The organism is Azospirillum sp. UENF 112521 (assembly GCF_058780665.1).
Genome location: NZ_JBSNCI010000005.1, coordinates 549,614 through 567,592 on the forward strand (window position 1 = coordinate 549,614; position 17,979 = coordinate 567,592).

Here is a 17,979-nt window from a genome sequence, read left to right on the forward strand (position 1 = left end):
GCCCGCCCCCCGTCGTTGAAGAAATGGCCGATGCCACCGCTTCTACCGGTCCGGGGCGCGCAAGTCCAGGCACCGGGGCGCTGCACCCGTCATGTCACGGCGACGGATGGCCGCAGCGGCCCGGCGGCAGCACGAAAGCCGTCATCGCGCCGGATCGGCAGGCGATCCACGCAAGATTCGACCGCGGGCGCGACATTATCTCTTTCGTAACCAGATGGCCGGTAAGACGAAAAACCCCGCCGCCTTCCCGCTGGTGCACGCCGATGCCGATGAATGTCCTGGAGATCGCCATCTACGCCATGGTTCTCACCGCCAGCCAGCCGAACGCCTACGAATGCGTCGCGGTCAAGCCGGAGGGGGTGAACTGCACCAACGGGCTGTCGGCGAAGCCCGACGGTCCGAACCTGCTGTTCAACACCGGCATCCAGGTGATCAAGGACCGTCAGGGCCGCGTGCAGCTGAGCAACGGGCTGCAGACCCGTTTCGACAGCTCCGCCTGGGTGGAATTCCAGGATGCGGGGAAGAAGCCGGTGGTCAGCGTCCGCAAGACCGGCCCGCTGCGCTTCCGCTTTTCCAACGGCTTCCAGTGCGAGGCGATGGGCAACCCGGAAGACATGGCCCGCTGCTACAAGCCCTGACGGCTGGCCTTCCTCAGCGATTGATGCCGCGGCGCTCCATCTCGTCCTCGATGGCTCGGCGGTTCTGCCGGAGCTGGCGCTGTTCCTCGCCCAGCCGGTCATACTGGCTGCGCAGGTCACGGTCGGAATAGTCGCTGTAGGCATTGCCGCGGCGGTTGCCCGATGCGCCTTCGTAGCGGCGGTTATCGCGGTTCACGTCGCGGCTGGCATCGCGATCATCCGCCGCGCGCCCGTCGCGGTCCTGCGGATAGGCGTTGGGGTTGACGGCCCGGTTCAGCTGGTCGAGCGCGCCGCCCCAACCGTTCTGGGATTGCCCGCTTTGGGCTAGGGCGGGCGACGACAGGGCCAGCACGGCGGCGGCGGCGAGGATGACGCTACGCATTGGACGAACTCCCCTGAGCGATTGTCGTTTCCTTCTGACAACCGCCGGGGAGCCGATCCGTCACGCATCACACCGGATCCGGCCCCAGGCCGCCGCGCCCGTGCGGCGCGTCGAGGTCCAGCTTCGGCCCCTTCGGCACGATGCCGGTCGGGTTGATGGTGGCGTGGCTGCCGTAGTAATGGCGCTTGATGTGGTCGAAATTCACCGTCTCCGCCACACCCGGCGCCTGATAGAGGTCGCGCAGATAGCCCGACAGGTGCGGATAGTCGGCGATCCGCCGTTGGTTGCACTTGAAATGCCCGACATAGACCGCGTCGAAGCGCACCAGCGTGGTGAACAGCCGCCAATCCGCCTCGGTCAGCCGGTTGCCGACCAGCCAGCGCTGCGTCGCCAGCTTGGCATCGAGGCCGTCCAGCGCCGCGAACAGCGCGTCGAAGGCCGCCTCGTACTTGTCCTGGGAGGTGGCGAAGCCGGCCTTGTAGACGCCGTTGTTGACGGCGTCATAGACGTGGGCGTTGACGCGGTCGATCTCCTCCGCCAGGTCCGCCGGGTAGAAATCGGTGCGGACGTCGGTGAAGGCGTCGAACTCGCGGTTGAGCATGCGGATGATCTCCGCCGACTCGTTGTTCACGATGCTGCCGGTCTTCTTGTCCCACAGCACCGGGACGGTCACCCGGCCGCTGTAGCCGGGCTTGGCCTTCAGATAGACCTCGTAGAGCCGCCGGGCGCCGGTGACGGGCTCCGGCTCGGCGAAGGTCCAGCCGTCGGCCAGCATCAGCGGATCGACGATGCTGACGCCGATCACGTCGTCCAGCCGCTTCAGCTTGCGGAGGATCAGCGTGCGGTGCGCCCAGGGGCAGGCCAGCGACACCATCAGGTGATAGCGCCCGGCCTCCGCCGGATAGGGGGTGGAGCCGTCGGCCGACACCCGGTCGCGGAACTGCGCCTCCGTCCGGACGAACGCGCCGCCGCTCTTCTTGGTGTCGTACCACTGGTCTTGCCACTGTCCATCGATCAGCAGGCCCACGGCTCCCTCCCCTTCTTCACTCTCTGACGAAAATCAACCGTGCAGCTTGGTGGTGATCTCGGCAACGTGGCGGCCCTGGTAGCGGGCGCCGTCTAGCTCGACCGCACTCGGGCGGCGCGAGCCGTCGCCGTCGGCGATGGTGCTGGCGCCGTAGGGCGAGTTGCCCATCACTTCCGAAACGCCCATCTGGCCCTGGAAGGAATAGGGCAGCCCGACGATCACCAGACCCAGATGCAGCAGGACGGTGTGGGTGCTGAGGATGGTGCTCTCCTGCCCGCCATGCTGGGTGGCGGTGGAGGTGAAGACGCTGCCGACCTTGCCGACGAGTGCGCCCTTGGCCCACAGCCCGCCGGTTCTGGTCGAGGAAGTTCTTCATCTGCGAGGCCATGTTGCCGTAGCGCGTCGGCGTGCCGATGACGATGGCATCGTACTGGGCCAGCTCGTCGACCGTGGCGACAGGGATGTTGCTCTCGTCCTTGTAGTGGGCGGACTGGCGGACGGCTTCCGGCACCAGTTCGGGCACGCGCTTCACCGCCACCTCGGTCCCGGCGACGGAGCGGGCGCCTTCGGCCACCGCCTGCGCCATCTCCGACACGTGGCCCCAGCTGCTGTAATAGAGGACCAGAACCTTCGCCATCGCCGTCACTCCCTGTTGGTTTGCCTGAATGGGTCGTCGATTTTCCGGCCGCCGCGGACAGGTGCCGGCCGCGGCGGTGACACCAGAAATAGGGCGCGGCGGCGCTTTCGGTAATGGCGGATCTTGGCACCTCATTGTTTCCGGGTGTACAACAATGCCATGGATCGCCTCGACGACATGCTCGCCTTCATCAAGGTGGTGGACACCAAGAGCTTCACCGCCGCCGCCGACCGGCTCAATCTGTCGAAGTCGGTGGTCTCCCGCCGCATCGGCGAGCTGGAGAACAGGCTCGGCGCGCGGCTCTTGAACCGCACCACCCGCAAGCTCAGCCTGACCGAAGTGGGGCAGGCCTATTACGAGCGCTGCACCCGCATCCTCGCCGATCTGGAGGAGGCGGAGCAGGCGGTCGCCGACCTGCATGCCGCCCCGCGCGGCCGGCTGCGGCTGAACGCACCGGTCAGCTTCGGCATCATGCATCTGGCGCCGGCGGTGGCGGAGTTCCTGGAGCGCTACCCGGCCATCGAGATCGACATGGACCTGAACGACCGCACGGTCGATCTGGTCGACGAGGGGTACGATCTGGCGGTGCGCATCGGCCGGCTGCGCGACAGCTCCCTGATCGCCCGGCGGCTGGCCCCGGCGCGGATGGCGCTGTGCGCCAGCCCGGCCTATCTGCAAAAGCACGGCGTGCCGCAGACGCCGGACGAGCTGAGCAACCACGCCTGCCTGATCTACACCAACGTGCCGACCCCCGACCTCTGGCCGTTCATCGTCGATGGGGAAACGCGCAGCGTCCGGGTGACGGGCCCGATCCGCAGCAACAACGGCGACCTGCTGCGCGAGGCGGCGGCGGCCGGCGTCGGCTTCATCATGTCGCCGACCTTCCTGTGCGGACAGGCGCTGTCGCGCGGCGAGCTGGTCAGCATCCTGCACCGCCATGTCCCGGCCGAGGTGAGCGTCAATGCGGTCTATCCGCAGAACCGGCATTTGTCGCCGAAGGTGCGGGTGTTCGTCGATTTCCTGGTGCAGCGCTTCGGCCCGCGCCCCTATTGGGACTGCGCGCTGCTCGACACGCTGCCCGAAGAAGCATGGCCGCATGAGTGAGCGGGCGCGGCAGCCCGGCCGAACGGCCTCAGGACGGCTGGTTCGGCCGGCGGCGGGAGCGCAGGTTCAGCGCGGTGATGAAGTTGGGCTGCTGGCCGACGACCTGACCCTGGGGAACCGGCTTCTTCGGGGCGGTGGACAGGAAGCCGCCGACCCGGCCGCGCAGTTCGACCGAGTGATGCGCCGCCTCGTCCGCGGTTTGCGCCACCTGGCGGCGGACCGACGGCTCCAGCGTGTTGAAGGCACGCGAGGCGAACTCAAAGGCCGGCTGCGATTTGGTGGCGATCACCTGACGCAGCGCCTTGGACACCAGCACCGTGTCGAGACCGCCCGGCCCCTCGACCCCATCCAGCACGTCGGCCAGGATGCCGATGGCCTGGAGCGTGCGGTTGTCGTCCAGCGAAAGGTCGTGAGCGTCCATACGGGTCTTCCGATCGTCTCAAGCGGTACGGGTCTCGCCCCAGAGGACACCCGGCTTCTACCGCTTGAATCATAGTGTTTGCGCCGGCATCTGGCAATGGACGGCAGCGCGGGCCGCCGGTTGAATCGTTAAGACCGTGGCGGCCACGCTACTCGGCGACGGTGGTGAGGACCGCGGAGCGGACGGCCACGGCGCCCCTGGCATCGGCCGGCAGCGCCGCCAGCGCGGCGCGCAGGCCCGCCAGATAGGGACCGGCAGGCTCGACCTCCTCCCGGTCGGCGGGGAACAGCGGCTCGCGGGTCACCAGCGCCAGGATCATCGCCGGGCCGAAGGGCGGTGAGATGGTGTAGATGCGGTCGGCCGACGATTTCGCGACGCCCAGCGTCACCGGCCGCCCGGCCTCCACACGGTCGTCCCGGCGCAGGCGCATCGGCACCATGTGGATGACGCTGCCGTCGCCGTCGATGTAATCGACGGTCAGATGGCCCGGCATGCCGGCGGTGACCGTGATCTCCAGAGTCTCGCCCTTGCGGTAGACCAGCGACGGCCGGTTGAAGGAGAGCGTCGGGGCGTCGGTATCCTGACCCGCCGATTGCGTCGCCAACTGTGTGGGCAGCCCGGCGATGCCCAGCGCCTCGCACAGCGGCCAGGGCCGCACGGCCACCCGCGCTTCGAGATCGATGCCGGGCGGCAGCGCGGTGAGCACCGCCTTCAGGCCAACCGCATCCTCATCGCTGCCGACATAGCCGGAGATGCGCAGCCCCTTGGCGGTCTCGGCCGTCCCGACACCGGCGCAGTTCAGGCGGCCGACCGCGGCGTCCACCTCCTTGCGGGCCTCGGCGACGGACGGGCGCGGGGGGTCCACAGCGGTGGCCGCCGGCGGGGTCTGTGCCTGCGACAGCCCGGCCATCAAAAGGCAGGCGACGCCGGCCGCTGCCGGAAGCCCGGCTCCCCATCGTCGCGGGGATGACGGATCGGACGGGAATCGGATCATGATTGACGGTTCCGAACGGGCGGTTTCCAGACGGGCATTCAAGGTTTTGCCGGCTAGGGCTTCCCCGGCTCCGGCGCCGCCAGCGGGAAGGGGTTCAGCTCGTTGCCGCCGGTCTTGAAGATGGCCGACTGGTTCCACCGCTTCTCCCGCGCCAGACGCGGCACGGCGCGGTTCACATACTGGCCCAGCGTCAGGTTGTAGATCGCCTCGTCGCCCGGCAGCAGGGCCTTGCCCTTCAGCCCTTCCAGCACCGCATGGGCGAAGATGCCGTTGCGGCCGTCATAGCTGTCGAGCGCCTCCTCCTGCTCCGACGAGGCCGCCAGCAGATAGCGCTGGCCCATGTCCTGGTAGAGCTTGTCGACCGTGCCGGCGGACACGGCACCCGAATGGCAGGTGTCGAGCAGAACCAGCACGTTGCGGGCGGCGATGGCGCTGACCAGCCGGTTCAGATCCTTCTCCGACAGGCCCTGCCGGGTGATCGCGTCCGGCGTGGTGGCGGCCACGTCCTGGGTGATGAAATGGTACAGCTTGACCGAGGGGTCCTTCGGCGACGGCACGATCACGCCATGGCCGGCAAGATAGAGCACGACCGTGTCCTGTTCGCGCGCGTTGGCGGCCAGCGCCTCCAGCCCGGACACGACGGCGTCGCGGCTCGCCTCCTCGTCGTAAAGCGTCCGCGACAGCGCCAGCGACTGCTCCCGGTCGTAGGTCGCGGGAATGCGTCCGCGCACCGCCTCGGCGAAGGAGGTGGCGTCGGCACGGGCGAAGCGCAGCTGCGAGCCCGCCGGCCGGTATTTGTCGATGCCGACGACGAAGGTGATCAGCCGCGGCCGGTCCGGCACGTCCCGCGCCTTGGCGTCCTCCGCCTGCGCGACCGGCGCCGGCAGCACGAAATCGACCAGGGCCGAGCGCTCGTAGATGGCGTCGGACCCGCTGTAGGCACGGATCTGCACGCGGTTGCTGCCGGGATCGAGCCGGACGGTGCTGACCCGCTCCTCCGCCACCGGCGGCCCCTGGTCCTTGGCGGCGTCGCCAGCGGGGGGCGGGGATGACGGCGGCGGGGAGGTCTGTTCGGCAGGCTGCGGCGCCGGTTCCTTGGCGCGGGCGAAGGCGCGGGACTTGTCCTGGCCGCTGACGTTGCGGCCATTGCGGAACAGATCGACCGTCCCGATGCCGCCGCCGGTGTCGGCGATGCGGTAGCGCAGGCGCACCGCGCCGATCCCCTCCGGCAGCGCCACGGTCAGGCGGGGCGTGTCGGCCGTACCGTCGGGATCGGCCCCTTGCGCCGTCCCCTGGATCGCCCCTTGCGCCGCCCCTTGCGGCGGCGTCTTGGCGGTGGCTGGCGCCGGTGCGGCGGCCGGAACAGGCTCCTTGGCGCGCGCGAAGGCACGGCTGACCGGCGTCATGTCCAGCGGATGGCAGGTTTCGGCGTCGGCCGTCACCGCCGGGGCCGGGGGCGTAGTCGGGGCCGGGGACGTAGTCGGGGCCGGGGCCGGCGCGGTGGCCTCAACCGCACCGGTGCCGAGCGCCAGACCGCGGGCGGCGGCGGGCACGGTGCAGTAATCCAGCAGGGTCACCTGCGGACGGCGCTGGGTCAGCAGGCGGATGTCGCCGATGGCGGACAGGCGCGCCGCGATCTCCGCCTGCCCGGTCTGGCGCAGCTTGGCGCGGACCAGTTCGGGGGCGTCGAACACGCGGTAGACCTGCTTGAACTCCACCCATTGCAGCCCCTTCTTCTTGGGGTCGTTCAGGTGGAAGCCGACCAGGGTCTCGCCGCCGCTTTCGGAATGGTCGAAGAAGGCCTCAGGCGTCCACAGCACCCAGCGGCGGCCGTCGCGGTGCGGGAACAGCGCCGCCAGCTCCTCCAGCGGGCGGGCGCCGCCGGACAGGGCATACCAGCGCAGCGTGCCGTCGCCCAGCGCCGCCACGGCGACCCGGCCGTCGGCCGATGCGACGACGCCCCACACGGCGGCCGGCACCTCGGCGCGGGCAAGCTCGGCCCCGGCGGAATCGAGAAGGCGCAGGCTGAATTCGCCGCCCAGCAGGACGCGGCGCTGCGCGCCCAGAACGGTGACGCTGCGCGCCCACTCGCCGCTGTCCAGCTTCACCGGCTGGCCGTTGACCTTGGCCGCCCGGCTGTTGCGCCAGTCGGAGACGCCGATGCCCGGCCCCTCGGCGGACGGGCGGTTCAGGCCGGGCAGCGCCTCGGGCGCCGGCGTCAGGCTGCGGGCCAGCACGTCGAAGCGCATCGGCCGCCGGCCGCCCTGCTCCATGCCGAATTCCAGCACCAGCCCGTCGTCCGACAGGCCGAAACGGCCGAGATGGATGTCGCGGTAATCGGCGATGTCGCCGATGCGGGCGAACAGCAGCCGGCCGGCCGGATCGAGCACGCCCCATCCGGGATCGGCGGCGGCGAAGGCCACCCCGCCGCCGGGCAGCGCCAGCAGGTGGGTCACCGAATCGCGCGCCACGGGGGTGTCGGCGAAGGCGCCCTTGCCGCCGTCGGCCCAGCGGCGCACCACGTTGCGGGTGCCGTCCGTCGTCGCGGTGCCGGCGGCGACCAGCGCCGTGCCGTCCCAGGCGACGGCGGCGAAGCTGCCGCCGGAGATGCCGGCGGTCTTGGGCGACAGGCGCGCCTTCAGGTCGCTGCCGGACAGCACGTCGACCCGCGTCTGGTCGGCATAGCCGACGGCCAGCTGCGATCCGTCGGGCGAGAAGGCCACCGAATAGGGCATGCCGCTGCCCGGCTTGCGCTTGGCCTTCTGCTTGAAGCTGGAATCATAGAGGCGGACGTTGCCGTCGAAGGAGGCGGTGGCGAGCCGGCCGTCGGGCGCGAAGGCCAGCGCCGAAACCCGCGCGCCGTAGCCGGTGTCCTCGGCGACCAGCTTGAAGCCGGCGCTGTCCCAGACGCGGATGCCGGCGGTGCCGCCGAAGGCCCCGGCGACGAACCGCCCGTCGGGCGAGAAGGCCAGATCGTTCAGCACCTGCGGTTGGCCGGCAAGCCGGGCCTTCAGCCGCTGCGCCTTCACGTCGAACAGATAGAGCGTGACGCCGTCGCCCCAGCTCGTGCCGGTGTTGCCGGCCGCCACGGCCAGCGACCCGTCGGCGGACAGGGCGACGGCATAGAGCGCCCCCTCGTCCCCCGCCTCCATCGGCACGCGCAGCACGCCCAGCGGCTCGCCGTCGCGGCTCCACAGCCGCAGGGACTTGTCGTTGGAGACGGTGGCGATCAGCCGGCCCTGCGCATCGCTGGCCAGCCGGTTGACGCGGGCGGTGGGGCCGCCGGTCTCGATGCGCAGGAAGGCGCCGGTCGATGCGTCGCCCGCCAGCGCGCTTCCCACCGCGAGCCCGCCCAGCAGAAGGCCGAGGAGGACGGCAAGGAAAGCGCCGAAGCGGGCGCCGAGACGGGTGCTGCACCGCAGCAGCGCGATTCTGTGAGGGAGACAGCCGGCCATCGTCGGTTCCGCTTGCACTGAATGTCGAAAACCGCCCGGCCGCGGCATCCCTGGAGATGCCGCAGCCGGGACGGACCCTATCGGAGCACGCCTCAGACCGCGCCTCAGACCGCGTCGAGGGTGGCTTCCTTCTGGGCCATCTGCTGGATGGCGTTGGTCGAGGCGTTGATGCGCTCCGACGTTTCAAAGGCGGTGTTGGTGCGCTGGACCACCTGCGACGGCGAGGCGGCGCCGGCGGTCGTGGTCTGCTTGGCCGGCTTCTTCTTGGTCTGCGCCTTGGCCGCGCTCTTGGTGCGGATCTTCTCGGCGGCGCCCGGCTGGATGTTGTCGGCGGCGATCAGATACTCGTCGCGGCGCTTGACGATGTTCTGGTTGATCGCGCTGGCGATGCTGTAGTCCTTGTCCAACTGGCCGCGGATCAGGGCGAGACGCTGCTCGGCCTCCGGCTTGCCGATGCGGTTCGCCTTGTAGTCGGCCTTGACGCGCGCGATCTCGGCGCGGCGGCAGTTCACCAGCTGGTCGAGTGCCACCTGGGTGCGGTCCAGATTCTGGTTCTCGGTGTCGAGATCGTTCGCCACGCCCAGGATCGCCTGGTCGCGGCCCTGCTGCATCCGGGAGTTCCAGTAGCCGCCGAGCGTGCCGACGGCGGCCCCGGCCGCGGCCCCGATCAGGGCGCTCTTGAGGTTGCCGCCGGCCAGCGCACCGGTCAGAGCCCCGGCGCCCGCACCGATGGCCGCACCCTTCAGCATGTCCTCGGCATAGAAGTTGCCGGTCGAATCGAGGGCGACCCGGTACTGGTAGCAGGCATCGGACCCGTCATTGGCGCCGATGCGGTCCTGCTGCGTGGTCACGCAGCCGCTGAGCGCCATGGCGACGATGGTAACGGAGAGGAGGCTTGCCCTGACACGGTTGCTTCGCATGAGCTGAATTCCCGTTTGCTTTTCTGTTTAAGTTGGCACTCGTTTCAGTCCAGAATTCCCGACAGCCCGCACCACCCCCACAGTGGATGCGGCCCCCCGCCGATCAGGACCGGCTGCAAAGCTGCCACAGCAACAACTGTAACGGAAGGGGGCATTACTGTGGATTCGCGCGGTCTTTTATGCACTTTCGTCCATACCTAGCCTTGGTTATACGCTATACTTGGGGACTATGATGTTCGGTAAAACACGTTTCTGGATGATGACGATCCTGGCGGGTTTCGCGGCCGGCATCGGCCTGATGGCGGCACCGGGCCCGGCGCGGGCGGAAATCGCGGCGCTGGTGATCGGAATCGACCGGTACAGCAGGATCAATCCGTTGCAGGGGGCGGTCAACGACGCCCGTGACATCGCGGACGCGCTGAAGGGTCTGGGCGTGCGCAAGCTGCGCCTGTTCGTCGATGGCGAAGCCGAGCGCAGCCGGATCATCGCGACGTGGCGGCAGCTGATCGCCGAAACCTCCCCCGACTCGACGCTGGTGCTGACCTTCGCCGGCCATGGCGCGCAACAACCCGAACGTGTGCCCGGCAGCGAGGCCGATGGGCTGGACGAGTTCCTGGTGCTGGCCGATTTCGCCCCGCGCGGGCCCGGCACGGCGCAGCGCCTGACCGACGACGAAATCGCCATCCTGTTCAAGGAGGCGGCGCCGCGCCGGGTGATCTTCATCTCCGATTCCTGCCATTCCGGAACGATGACCCGCGCCTTCGACGACCGCGCCGGCAAGCTCGGCACGCGGGCGGCCACCATCGACGGCGTGCCTGTCGACCATATCGAGGACGACGCCCTGCCGCCGCCCACCCGCGCCGCCTTGCAGGCGGAGGCGGAGGAGCAGCCGAACGTCACCTTCTTCGCCGCGGTGGCCGACGACGAGCTGGCGCCGGAGGTGATGATCGACCGCAAGCCCCGCGGCGCGCTGAGCTGGGCCTTCGCCAACGCGCTGCGCGGGCAGGCCGACCGCAACGGCGACGGCGTCGTCACCAAGGGGGAGCTGGAGGCGCACATCCGCGACTCCGTCCGCATGGCGCTGGAAGGGCGGCAGCATCCGCAGGTCCAGCCGCGCGGCCGGGGCGAGGTGCCGCTGATCGACCCGGTCGCCGCCCGGCCGAAGCCGCCCTCGCTGCTGCCGGCCGTCGGTGCGATCCCGCTGCGGATCCTGGGCCAGCCGGCGGCGGTGAAAAAGCTGGCCGCCGGTTTCACCGGGGTCGAGATGGTCGGGACGGAGGGCCCCGCCCTGGTCTGGGACACCGGCAGCGGCGAGGTGGTCAGCAATGTCGGCGACGTGCTGGCCAGCATCGCCGGCGACCCGGCAGCCCCGGAAACCCGGCGGCGTGTGCAGGGGGTGGTCGACAAATGGTCGCTCGTGCTGCGGGTGAAGGCGGCGGCGGAGGGCCGGTCGCTGGCGCTGGCCGTCGAGCCGGGCGACCGCGATTACCGCAAGGGCGAGACGGTCTCGCTCGACATCGGCGGCAACAGCGGCACCTATTTCACCCTGATCAACCTCGCCGCCGACGGCACGGTGAACTACCTCTACCCGCTGGCGGAGCGCAAGGATCCGCCGCAGATCCCGCGCGGCGGCCCCTACCGGCTGGCGCTGACGGTGGAGCCGCCCTTCGGCGCCGACCATTTCCTCGCCATCGCCTCGCCCAAGCCGATGGCGGCGCTGCAACGCGACCTGGCCGCGCTGGACGGCAAGCCGGCCGCCGCGGAGGTCGCCGCCCTGCTGAACCGCCATCTGGCCGGGCAGCCGGTGGAGTTCGGCATCCACGGCGTCTACAGCACGGCGCGCTGACGACGCGACTTCGGGATGTCAGGCCAGGGCCGGCAGTTGCGGGGCGAGCGCCAGATGCAGTTCGTGACGCCCGTCCTGCCGGCCGGGGCGGTGGCCGAAATCGAGCGCGATGCCCGACAGCGTCAGCCCGTTCGCCGCGGCATGGGCGTGAAGCCGGTCGAAGCCGTCAGCCATCGACGCGGCCATCGCCGCCTGCGGGCCGTCCTGCACGGTCCGCAGATATCGGCCGGCGTCGAGGTCGAGGCGGACCATGCCGTCGGGGATCTCGCTGGCCTTGGCCGCCATGAAACCGACCAGCCGGCGCTGCAGGCCGTTCTCCTCGGGCAGCGACACCGCGGCGAAGGCTGCCGTTCCGACATCGGCGGCGAACACGCGCTCCCACGCCGCGGCGACCGCGGCGGGCAGTTCGTCGCCGCTCGCCTCGACCATGCAGCCGATGACGGTCAGTTCGGGAAAGGTCACGGTCTCGATCATCACGGTCCCTCTGGATGGCGACGGATTACAGGTCGGGGTCGGCCAGCAGGCGGGCCAGGACCGGTCCCGTCGCCCCGCTGCCGACCGGGCGGCCATCGACCGCCACCAGCGGGCGCAGGCCCAGGCTGTTGGTCAGGATGGCCTCGTCGGCGCGGACGAGGTCTTCCGGGGTGAGCGGCGCCTGCTCCGCGCCATGGCGCTCCAGGACCAGGGCGCGGCGGATGCCGGGAAGGGCGCCGTCGGCCAGCGGCGGGGTCAGCAGGCGGCCGCCGATCGACAGGAAAAGGTTGGCGACGCTCGATTCCGCCAGCCGGCCGGCGGCGTTCAGCAGCAGCGCCTCGTCGGCGCCGCGCTCCGCCGCCTCCTGCCGGGCCAGGATGGAATCGAGGTAATTCAGCGACTTCAGGCGCGACAGCGGCGAATGCTCGTTGCGGCGGGTGCTGCGGGCGACGATGGCGGACACCGGCGCGGTCGTGTGGGCGGCGGGCGCCACGGTCATCAGCAGGGTCGGACGGGCATCGGCCGGCGGCAGCACCCCGCGGGCACCGGTGCCGCGCGACAGGGTCAGGCGCAGCACACCGTCGGCGATGCCGGTCGCCCCGATCAGCGCCGCCATCGCGTCGGTCAGGTCCGCGGCGCTGTGGGGCAGCGGCAGTCGGAGCAGCCCAACCCCGGCCGTCAGCCGGTCGAGATGGCGCGGCAGGTGGCGCGGCAGGCGGTCCTTGATCCGGATCGTCTCGAACAGCCCGTCGCCAAGGGTGAAGCCGCGGTCGGCCGGGTCGATCCGCCCTTCCGCCGCCGGCATCAGCCGCCCGTTCAGCCAGATCGTCATGGCGTTCCCTCCCCCACCGGATCTCCCGCCGCGCGCAGCTGGGCACGGGCCTTGACCAGCATTTCCTCATGCTCGTCCGCCGGATCGGAATCGGCGACGATGCCGCCGCCGGCCTGGGCGATCACCGCGTCCGGCGTCACCGACAGGGTGCGGATGACGATGTTGCTGTCCATGGCACCGTCGAAGCCGATCCAGGCGACCGAGCCGCAATAGGCGCCGCGGCGGGCCACCTCCAGCTCGTCGATGATCTGCATGGCGCGGATCTTCGGCGCACCCGTAATCGACCCGCCGGGACAGGCGGCACGCAGCAGATCCACCGGCCCCAGCCCCGGCAGCAGGCGCGCGGTGACGACGGACACGAGGTGATGGACGGTGGCGAAGCTCTCCAGCCCGAACAGCACCGGCACCCTGACGCTGCCGACCTCCGACACCCGCGCCAGATCGTTGCGCAGCAGGTCGGTGATCATCAGGTTTTCCGCCCGGTCCTTGATGCTGGCCGACAGGTCCGCCGCCGCAGCGGCGTCGGCCGCCGGGTCGGCGTGGCGCGGACGGGTGCCCTTGATCGGCCGCGTTTCGATGTTGCGGTCGGCGCCGAGCCGGATGAAGCGTTCCGGCGACGCCCCGGCGAGCCGCAGCTTCGGCCCGCAATTCAGGAAGGCGGCGAAAGGCGCCGGGCTCAAGGCGCGCAGGCGTTCGTAGAGCGCATAGGCGTCGATGGTCCCGCCGGTATCGGCGAGGAAGCGCTGGGTGAAGTTGGCCTGATAGATGTCGCCGGCGCGAATATAGTCCAGCACCCGGCCGACCCGGTCGAGATAGTCGGGGCGCGCCAGTTCCGACCGCCAGCGCAGCGGCGCCGGGCCGGCAGATTGTTCCGGAGGCGGAACGGACAGCCGGGCCGCCATGCGGCGCGCGCGGTCCTCCGCCTCCGGCCGGGCGGCGATGACCCAGGCGCGGCCCTCCTGCCGGTCGAAAGCGGCGACGACATCGTAGAGCCCGAAGGCGAAGTCCGGCTGGCCGCCCGGATTGCCATGGCGGGAGCGCAGCCCCTCCAAAGCCGTTCCGGCTTCGTAACCGACGAAGCCCACGGCCCCTCCGGTGAAGGGAACCGGACCGTCGGAGGGAAGCGGACATGCCGCCAACGCCCGTTCCAGCGCATCGAAGGGGCTGCCGCCGACCGGCCGGCCGTCGACCAGGGTCTGCCCGCCGGTGGCCTCCACGGTTTGGAACGGGTCCGCAACGATGTATGAATAGCGCCCGTTCTGCGGATGGGGGGCGGCGCTGTCGAGCAGCATCGCCCAGGGCTCGGCGCTCCAGGGACGGAACAGGGCGGCGGGATCGCCGCAGGAGATCGGGATCGTCAGCATGGCGGTGGCAGTCGGCCGGCGGCTTACATCAAGATGGTGGCGCCGCCATCGACGACCAGGACATGGCCGTTGACATAGGACGCCGCCGCCGAGGCCAGGAACACCGCCGCCCCGGCAATCTCCTCCGGCCGGCCCCAGCGCCGCATCGGCGTGCGGTTGGCGAAATAGGCCGAGCGCTCCGGATCGCCGGTGATCGCCGCATTCGTTTCGGTTGCGAAAAAGCCGGGCGCGATGGCGTTGCTGGTCAGCCCCAGCGGGCCGTATTCGGCGGCCAGCGCCCGCACCATGCCGTTCAGCCCGGACTTCGCCGCGGCATAGACGCTGTCGTTGGCCCGCGAGATCTGCCCGGCGACGGAAGTGACGGCGATCAGCCGGCCGCGCCCGCGCGGCAGCATCAGCCGCGCCGCCTCCCGCGCCAGGATCAGGCCGGAAGCCAGATCGACATCGAGCAGGCTGGTGATCTCGTCGTCGGTCAGATCGGCAAGCGGCTTGCGGTTGCGCTGTCCGACATTCTGGACCAGCACGTCGAGCCGGCCATGCTCGCGGTCGATCCGCGCGAAGGCGTCGCGCACCGCCGCCCGGTCCGCCACGTCGAAGGCCAGCGCCGACGCTCTGCCGCCGGCCGCTTCGATCTCGGCGACACGCGGTTCCAGCGTGGCGGCGTCGCGGCCGTTCAGCAGCACATGCGCGCCCGAACCGGCCAGCGCCCGGGCGATCTCCAGACCCAGCCCGCGTCCCGAGCCGGTGACGAGCGCCACCTGACCGGCAAGCGAGAAAGTCGACAGGTATGCCAAGTGGGAAGGAGTCGTCGCGGTCATGTCTGCCCCCTGTCCGGTGCGGCGTTGCAGCGGTCATTTAGCAGACGCAGCGGCGCAAGGGCAGCCCTGGAAATGGAAAAGGGGGCGCAAAACCCGCGCCCCCCTTCCCCTTCACATGTCACCCGGTCAGTGGACCGACGCCTCGCGGCTGGCGGCGGAACTCGCCACCGGCGGCAGGGCGAAGCCGAGCGGCGGGCGTTCCGGCGCCTTGAAGCCGTGCGCCCGGTCCTCCTCGACCACCACGCCGTCCAGCGCCAGTTGGCCGTCGACCACCGACAGGGTCATGGTGGCCTTGCCCTCGACCTCCTCGTCGAGCAGACGCTCGGCGATGGGATCCTCGACAAGGCCCTGGATGGCCCGCTTCAACGGACGGGCGCCGAAGGCCGGATCCCAGCCCAGATCGCCCAGCCGCCGCTTGGCCGCGGCGTCCGCCGCCAGGGTGACGCCGCGCTCGGCCAGCCGCTCGTTGACGCGGGACAGCTGGATGTCGACGATCCGCGACATCTGGTCCCGGCCCAGCCGGCGGAAGATCAGAACATCGTCCAGCCGGTTGAGGAACTCCGGCCGGAAGGCCTTGCGCACCGCGTCCATCACCTCCACCGTCACGCCGGCCATATCCTCGTCGTCGCCCAAGGCGCTCAGCGCCTCGGCCCCCAGATTGGAGGTCATGATGAGGATGGCGTGGCGGAAATCGGCGGTCCGGCCCTGCCCATCGGTCAGCCGCCCGTCGTCGAGCGCCTGCAACAGGACGTTCAGCACGTCGGGATGCGCCTTCTCCACCTCGTCCAGCAGCACGACCTGATAGGGCCGGCGCCGGATGCGTTCGGCCAGCGAGCCGCCGTCGTCATAGCCGACATAGCCCGGCGGCGAGCCGATCATCCGGCTGACCGCGTGCTTCTCCATATATTCCGACATGTCGAGCCGGGTGATCGCCGTCTCGTCGTCGAACAGGAAGGAGGCCAGCGCCTTGGCCAGCTCCGTCTTGCCGACGCCGGTCGGGCCCAGGAACAGGAAGGAGCCGGTCGGGCGGCTGGGGTCCTTCAGCCCGGCGCGGGCACGCCGCACCGCCTTGGACACCGCGCGCACCGCCTCCTTCTGGCCGACGACGCGCTCGGCCAGCTTGTCCTCCATGCCCTTCAGCCGCTGGCGCTCGCCCTCCAGCATCCGTTCGACCGGAATGCCGGTCCAGCGGGTGACGACGGCGCCGATGTCCTTGGCCGTCACCTCGTCGCGCTCGGCGCTGGCCCGCGATTCGGCCTCGGCCAGACGCTTCTCCAGATCGGGCACCACGCCATAGGCCAGCTCGCCGGCCTTGGCCCAGTCGCCGTCGCGCTGGGCGCGCTCCAGCCTGGTGCGGGCCTGGTCCAGCTCCTCCTTCAGGCGGCGGCCCTCGGTGCGGCGGGACTGCGAGGCGCGCCATTCCTCCTCCATCGAGGTCTGGCGGGCTTCCGCTTCGACCAGTTCGCCTTCCAGCACATGCAGGCGCTCCTGCGAGGCGGCGTCCGGCTCGGCCTTCAGTGCCTCGCGCTCGATCTTCAGCTGGGCGACGCGGCGGTCGACGGCGTCGAGCGCCTCCGGCTTGCTGTCGATGGCCATGCGCAGGCGGCTTGCCGCCTCGTCGACGAGGTCGATGGCCTTGTCGGGCAGCCGGCGGTCGCCGATGTAGCGCGCCGACAGGCTGACCGCCGCGACCACCGCCGCGTCGGCGATGCGCACGCCGTGATGCACCTCGTACTTGCCCTTGATGCCGCGCAGGATCGACACCGCGTCGTCGGCCGACGGCTCGTCCACCGTCACCGGCTGGAAGCGGCGGGCGAGTGCCGCGTCCTTCTCGATATACTTGCGGTACTCGTCCGGCGTGGTGGCGCCGACGCAGCGCAGCTCGCCACGCGCCAGGGCGGGCTTCAGCATGTTGGCGGCGTCCATCGCCCCGTCGGTGCGGCCGGCACCGATCAGCGTGTGCAGCTCGTCGATGAACAGGATGATGCGGCCGTTGGCCTCCTGCACCTCGGCCAGGACCGATTTCAGCCGCTCCTCGAACTCGCCGCGGAACTTGGCGCCGGCCAGGAGCGCGGTGAGGTCGAGCGACAGCACGCGGCGGTCCTTCAGCCCTTCCGGCACGTCGCCGGAGGCCAGACGCTGGGCCAGCCCCTCGACCACGGCGGTCTTGCCGACGCCGGGCTCGCCGATCAGGACGGGGTTGTTCTTGGTGCGGCGGGCCAGAACCTGGATGGTGCGGCGGATCTCGTCGTCACGGCCGATGACCGGGTCGAGCCGGCCCTGCCGCGCCTCTTCCGTCAGGTCGCGGGTGTAGCGGGCCAGCGCCTCGCCGGCCGTCGTCTCGGTCTCGGCATCGGCGGGATGGTCCTTGCGCTGGGCATCGGCGGCGGCGGCCAGCGCGTCGGCATCGACGCCGGCGCGGCGGAACAGGGCGCGCAGCGGGCCGCTCTGGCGGGCGAGGCTCTCCAGCAGCCGTTCGGCGGTGACGAAGCGGTCGCCGCCGGTGCGCGCCGAGGCGACGGCACCCTGCAGCACGGCGGCCAGCGCCGGCGACATGTAGAGCGGCTGCGGGCCATCGTTGGCGCCGGCCTGGACCGGCGCGCGGGACAACTGCTCCTCGGTCGCGGACTTCAGCAGATCGGGGTCGCCGCCGGTGTCGCGCACCAGACGCGCCGCCACGCCGCTGCCCTCGTCGATCAGGGCCTTCAGCAGATGTTCGGGGAGAAGCTGTTGATGCCGCTCGGCAAGGGCGGCGATCTGCGCGGCCTGAATGACGCTGCGCGCACGATCGGTGAATTGACCGAAGTCCATCCGGCACTCCGTTTCCAAGGTCTTCCGCCCAGTCATCCGGCGCGGAACGGCGCCTCCGCGGTCCGCGAATGCGCGACCGTCCGGTGCCTGATGGGTAAATGGTTAACGGATTTACGGCGATCAAGAGGGGGGCGGACTCAAGGCGCCGCCCAGAACGCCCGCCATCGCCTGACGTGATTTCCTTGCCCGCCGCACAGCCGTGCGTTGAGCTTGCAAATGTCCCTCCCCTGACCGATTCTGGGTCGCGCGGGACGGC

General features: G+C 70.6%; 14 protein-coding genes and 1 pseudogene. 3 read left to right on the forward strand and 12 right to left on the reverse strand.

The window, feature by feature from the left end:
• The first annotated feature begins 263 nt into the window (after nucleotides 1–263).
• On the forward strand, nucleotides 264–638 hold the full coding sequence (locus ACWPN8_RS27445; protein ID WP_109095674.1) for a hypothetical protein: 375 nt from the start codon (nucleotides 264–266) through the stop codon (nucleotides 636–638).
• 13 nt (nucleotides 639–651) lie between these two features.
• Here the strand turns inward: ACWPN8_RS27445 and ACWPN8_RS27450 are convergent, their stop codons facing one another.
• The 3 genes and pseudogenes from ACWPN8_RS27450 to wrbA form a co-directional block, all read right to left on the reverse strand.
• Nucleotides 652–1,020, reverse strand: coding sequence for a hypothetical protein (locus tag ACWPN8_RS27450; RefSeq protein WP_492243053.1), 369 nt, complete (start codon nucleotides 1,018–1,020; stop codon nucleotides 652–654).
• 67 nt (nucleotides 1,021–1,087) lie between these two features.
• Nucleotides 1,088–2,047, reverse strand: a complete 960-nt coding sequence (locus ACWPN8_RS27455) for a glutathione S-transferase family protein (protein WP_492243054.1) — start codon at nucleotides 2,045–2,047, stop codon at nucleotides 1,088–1,090.
• Nucleotides 2,048–2,080: 33 nt separating this feature from the next.
• A pseudogene (wrbA, locus tag ACWPN8_RS27460) lies at nucleotides 2,081–2,684 on the reverse strand (NAD(P)H:quinone oxidoreductase).
• Nucleotides 2,685–2,843: 159 nt separating this feature from the next.
• Between wrbA and ACWPN8_RS27465 the strand changes: the two are divergent.
• The gene (locus ACWPN8_RS27465; protein WP_109452254.1) at nucleotides 2,844–3,788 is read left to right on the forward strand and encodes a LysR family transcriptional regulator; all 945 of its coding nucleotides are present in this window, start codon (nucleotides 2,844–2,846) and stop codon (nucleotides 3,786–3,788) included.
• 28 nt (nucleotides 3,789–3,816) lie between these two features.
• Here ACWPN8_RS27465 and ACWPN8_RS27470 read toward each other — a convergent pair whose 3' ends face one another.
• The 4 genes from ACWPN8_RS27470 to ACWPN8_RS27485 all read right to left on the reverse strand — a co-directional run bounded on the left by ACWPN8_RS27470 (nucleotide 3,817) and on the right by ACWPN8_RS27485 (nucleotide 9,578).
• Nucleotides 3,817–4,209, reverse strand: a complete 393-nt coding sequence (locus tag ACWPN8_RS27470; protein WP_098738133.1) for a hypothetical protein — start codon at nucleotides 4,207–4,209, stop codon at nucleotides 3,817–3,819.
• A gap of 148 nt (nucleotides 4,210–4,357) precedes the next feature.
• Nucleotides 4,358–5,203, reverse strand: a complete 846-nt coding sequence (locus tag ACWPN8_RS27475) for a DUF4384 domain-containing protein (protein WP_492243055.1) — start codon at nucleotides 5,201–5,203, stop codon at nucleotides 4,358–4,360.
• A 53-nt stretch (nucleotides 5,204–5,256) separates the two neighbouring features.
• A complete protein-coding gene (locus ACWPN8_RS27480) occupies nucleotides 5,257–8,658 on the reverse strand; it encodes a caspase family protein (RefSeq protein WP_492243056.1) in 3,402 nt (1,133 codons plus the stop codon).
• 104 nt (nucleotides 8,659–8,762) lie between these two features.
• The gene (locus ACWPN8_RS27485) at nucleotides 8,763–9,578 is read right to left on the reverse strand and encodes a YMGG-like glycine zipper-containing protein (RefSeq protein WP_109095680.1); all 816 of its coding nucleotides are present in this window, start codon (nucleotides 9,576–9,578) and stop codon (nucleotides 8,763–8,765) included.
• 256 nt (nucleotides 9,579–9,834) lie between these two features.
• On the opposite strand from ACWPN8_RS27485, the gene ACWPN8_RS27490 reads away from it, so the two are divergent.
• Nucleotides 9,835–11,424 (forward strand): caspase family protein, encoded by a 1,590-nt coding sequence (locus ACWPN8_RS27490; RefSeq protein WP_492243057.1) that lies wholly within the window; start codon nucleotides 9,835–9,837, stop codon nucleotides 11,422–11,424.
• Between the two features lie 18 nt (nucleotides 11,425–11,442).
• Here ACWPN8_RS27490 and ACWPN8_RS27495 read toward each other — a convergent pair whose 3' ends face one another.
• From ACWPN8_RS27495 to clpB, 5 genes are all read right to left on the reverse strand, one after another.
• Nucleotides 11,443–11,898: a hypothetical protein gene (locus ACWPN8_RS27495; RefSeq protein ID WP_492243058.1), complete on the reverse strand. Its 456-nt coding sequence runs from the start codon at nucleotides 11,896–11,898 to the stop codon at nucleotides 11,443–11,445.
• Between the two features lie 25 nt (nucleotides 11,899–11,923).
• Complete coding sequence (locus ACWPN8_RS27500; protein ID WP_492243059.1) at nucleotides 11,924–12,730, reverse strand: aminotransferase class IV; 807 nt, start codon at nucleotides 12,728–12,730, stop codon at nucleotides 11,924–11,926.
• Nucleotides 12,727–14,094 carry an aminodeoxychorismate synthase component I gene (pabB, locus tag ACWPN8_RS27505; protein WP_492243060.1) on the reverse strand — a complete coding sequence of 456 codons (1,368 nt, stop codon included), beginning with the start codon at nucleotides 14,092–14,094 and terminating at the stop codon, nucleotides 12,727–12,729. Before pabB ends, ACWPN8_RS27500 begins: the two co-directional genes overlap by 4 nt.
• A gap of 23 nt (nucleotides 14,095–14,117) precedes the next feature.
• The gene (locus tag ACWPN8_RS27510; protein WP_109095685.1) at nucleotides 14,118–14,912 is read right to left on the reverse strand and encodes an SDR family oxidoreductase; all 795 of its coding nucleotides are present in this window, start codon (nucleotides 14,910–14,912) and stop codon (nucleotides 14,118–14,120) included.
• 126 nt (nucleotides 14,913–15,038) lie between these two features.
• The gene (gene clpB / locus ACWPN8_RS27515; protein WP_492243061.1) at nucleotides 15,039–17,723 is read right to left on the reverse strand and encodes an ATP-dependent chaperone ClpB; all 2,685 of its coding nucleotides are present in this window, start codon (nucleotides 17,721–17,723) and stop codon (nucleotides 15,039–15,041) included.
• Between the last annotated feature and the right edge of the window lie 256 nt (nucleotides 17,724–17,979).